Below are 3395 nucleotides of genomic sequence, written 5' to 3' on the forward strand. Positions count from 1 at the left end.
GAACATCATGACCCTGGGCGGGCTGGCCCTGGGCGTGGGCATGTTGATTGACAACACCATCGTCATGCTGGAGAACGTCACCCGGCATCGGCGCGAGTCCCCCGACAAGCCACCGGAGGAGGTCGCCACCGAGGCCGCGGGCGAGGTGACCAGTGCCATCGTGGCTTCCACCAGCACGAATCTTTCGGCGGTGCTCCCGTTCCTGTTCGTCAGCGGCCTCATTGGGCTGTTGTTTCGCGAACTGATCTTCACCATCTCGGCGGCCATCGTGGCCTCGCTGGTGGTGGCCCTGACCCTGGTTCCCACCCTGGCGGCGCGTATGCGCGACGAGAAGAGCGGGCGGCTGACGCTCCGGGTGAACCGGGCCATGATCGTGCTTCAGGGTTTCTACGGACGTCAGCTCGAACGGGTTCTGCATGCGCCCGGTCGCTGGTTGTTGCTGGCGGCATTGGCGCTGGGGCTGACCGCACCGGTGTTTCTGTCGGATCGACAGGAATTCCTGCCCAAACTCGACGACGGCAGTATCAGCATCAATATCCTCACCGATCCGGGAACCTCACTGGACAGTATGGATGCCAGCGTGGCGCAGTTGGAGAAACTGGCATGGTCCCTGGGCGACGTACAAAGCATCTATACACTCGTGGGCGGGCGCATCTTCGGTCGCACGGAACGGGAAACCCCGAACAGCAGCCACCTGCAGGTACAACTGGTTCCCGTGAGCCGTCGGAGCATCAGCTCGGCGCAATGGGTGGACAAATTCTATCGCGCCATGGGCAAGGCGCAGGTGGCGGGGATGACGGTACGCGCACGTACACGCGGAATCCGCGGCCTGCGTACCAGTAGCGGAGAGGACGAGGTCGACGTCATCGTGCAGGGTCCGGACCTTCAGACCCTGTCGCAAATCGGCAATGCCGTTGTCGAGCGCCTGCAAGGGGTTCCCGGTCTGCGCAATCTGAAGAGTTCGGCCGAAGAAAAACAGCAGGAGTTCGCCGTCCAAATCGACCGCCAGCGCGCCGCCGAGCTGGGGATCGACGTCACGGACATCGGCCGGGCCCTGCGGATTGCCCTGGATGGTATCGTGGTCAGCGATTTCATCGATCGCGACCATTCCTATGATATCCGCGTGCGCCTGCCGGCTGCCGACGTAACCAGCCCCCGCTCCCTTGGGGGGCTGCTGCTGTTCGGGGAACGCGCCGGTCGCCGCGCGGTGTACCTGCACGACGTTGCCAAGGTGCGATTGGTCTCGGTACCGGCGGAGATCGAACGCTACAGCCAGCGGCGCATGGTCCAGATCAGTGCCTCCCTGACCGAGGACCGGGCCCTGGGCGCGGTCATGCACGACGTGCGCGGGCGCCTTGCCGATTTCTCGCTGCCCAAGGGGTACATCCTGTTCTACGGCGGCGCCGACGAGGCCCTGACCAAAGGTCGTGTGCTGACGTCGGTGTTGGTTGGTCTTGCCCTGTTTCTCGTGTTCGTGGCCATGGCGGTGCAGTACGAATCCTTGCGCAACCCCACGGTGATCATCCTGTGCGTGCCCTTTACCCTGATCGGCGTATCCATTCCGTTGCTGATCAGCCGATTACCATTTCTCACGCCCATGCCCCTGTCCATGCCCATCTGGCTCGGCATCATCATGCTGGTGGGGATCGTCGTGAACAACGCCATCATTCTGGTGGAGTACATCGAGATCATGCGTCGGCGTGGCCGTGCCGTTCGCGATGCCATCCGCGAGGCCGCGCGCCTGCGCCTGCGGCCGATCCTGATGACCACCCTGACCACGGTCATCGGCATGCTGCCCCTGGCCCTGGGAATCGGCTCCGGCTCGGAAATGCTGCAGCCCCTGGCCCTGTCCATCGTTTTCGGCCTGTCTTTTTCCACCCTGGTCAGCCTGATGCTGGTTCCGGCCATGTATTTGCTGGTGGCCGGGCGCGGGGAAGCCCGATCCGGGGCCGCCGGGTGAACCCGGCCCGGGAATGGAATAAAATCCCGGCCGCCGTGGTCTAATTGAAAGTTCGGCGCCCTAACGCCCACACACCCGCCCGGCGGGTCAGAAGCAAGCACAGCAATATACCTACTACATATGAGGAGATCCCAGGTGATTGATTTGAAACGTAGAGCGTTCCTGCGGGCGACCGCGGCGAGCGGCGCCATGGCCGTCGCTGCCAGCGCCGGCCTGCTGCACCCCACCCGCGTCCTGGCCGCTGAATCCTGGCCGGCAGGCGCCTTTAATGCGAAGAAGCGCGATGCGGCGCTGCAGGCCCTGTTCGGGACCAGTGCCACCAGTTCCAGCGACAAGGTCATGATTACCGCCAATGCCCAGGCGGAGGACGGTGCTTCCGTTCCGGTCGCGGTCACGAGCGACATGCCCAACGTGGAGGACATCGCCATCCTGGTGCTGGAGAACACCCAGCCTTTGGTGACCCGTTGCCGTATCGGCGCGACCGGGGCGGCCTACTACCGCGCGAACATCAAGATGGCCAAGACCTCGGACGTGGAGTTCGTGGTCAAGGCCGGCGGCAAGCTCTATACGGCGACCAAGAAGATCAAGGTCACGGCCGGCGGTTGCGGCGGTTAGGCCCACACCCGAAACGAATTGGAGAGAAAAAGTTATGGCTAACAATCATGCGATAAAGATGCGGGTGCGAGACCTGGGCGACAACACCGCCGAATTGATGGTCCTGGTCAAGCACCCGATGGAAACCGGGCTGCGCAAGGACAAGGTGACGAAGAAAGTCATCCCCGCCCACTTCATTCAGAAGATGAACGTGATTCACAACGGCAAGGAAATTGCGGATGCCGATCTCGGTATCGCCGTCGCCAAGAATCCGATCATGGGATTCGGTCTGAAGAATGCCAAGACCGGTGACAAGGTCAAGGTCAGCTGGTCGGACAACAAGGGTGAGTCCGGCTCGGCCGAAAAGACCATCGAACTGTAAGAAACCGCAGTCTGAAAAAGCCGCCTTCGGGCGGCTTTTTTATTTTCCGTCTTCCGCGAGAATCCCGCCGGCAAGGCGCGCGGCACCAAAGGCGCTTTCCTGCGACACGGCCGGCAATACCGGCACGCCCAGCTTGCGCTCGCGGATGCGTGACCACGCCGGATTGCGGCTGCCGCCGCCGGTGGTGCGCACGGAGCGCAGTGGCGGGGCGCCCAGTTCGGTGAGCTTGCGATAGCCCGCCTGTTCGATCGCGGCAATCCCTTCCAGCAAACCCTGAAAGAATGTCACCGCATCGTCCGGGACCGGTTCCATGCGGGCAGGCCATTGGGGATCGTTGACGGGGAACCGTTCCCCCGGGCGCAGCAGGGGGTAGTAGTCCAGTCCGGTCGGATGGTCGGGATCCAGTTTCGGCGTCATGGCCTGCAATTCATCGGTGCTGAAGAATTTCAGCAACACCGC

The 3395-nt window shown here is 62.9% G+C and carries 4 protein-coding genes; 3 read left to right on the forward strand and 1 reads right to left on the reverse strand.

Annotation, left to right across the window (positions count from 1 at the left end):
* The 3 genes from P8X48_10995 to soxZ form a co-directional block, all read left to right on the forward strand.
* A partial coding sequence (locus P8X48_10995; protein ID MEJ2107831.1) for an efflux RND transporter permease subunit occupies window positions 1-1960 on the forward strand: 1960 nt, incomplete at its 5' end.
* 135 nt (window positions 1961-2095) lie between these two features.
* The gene (gene soxY / locus P8X48_11000; GenBank protein ID MEJ2107832.1) at window positions 2096-2575 is read left to right on the forward strand and encodes a thiosulfate oxidation carrier protein SoxY; all 480 of its coding nucleotides are present in this window, start codon (window positions 2096-2098) and stop codon (window positions 2573-2575) included.
* A 34-nt stretch (window positions 2576-2609) separates the two neighbouring features.
* A complete protein-coding gene (gene soxZ / locus P8X48_11005) occupies window positions 2610-2936 on the forward strand; it encodes a thiosulfate oxidation carrier complex protein SoxZ (GenBank protein MEJ2107833.1) in 327 nt (108 codons plus the stop codon).
* Window positions 2937-2975: 39 nt separating this feature from the next.
* Here soxZ and P8X48_11010 read toward each other — a convergent pair.
* The coding region (locus P8X48_11010) for an FGGY-family carbohydrate kinase (protein ID MEJ2107834.1) at window positions 2976-3395 on the reverse strand (420 nt) is incomplete at its 5' end.

This window comes from Acidiferrobacteraceae bacterium, from assembly GCA_037388825.1.
Lineage (GTDB): Bacteria > Pseudomonadota > Gammaproteobacteria > Acidiferrobacterales > JAJDNE01 > JARRJV01.

What these genes read in the sequence shown, in the direction of transcription:
- soxZ (MEJ2107833.1), top strand. Translation starts at nt 2,610, where the DNA reads ATGGCTAACAATCATGCGATAAAGATGCGGGTGCGAGACCTGGGCGAC.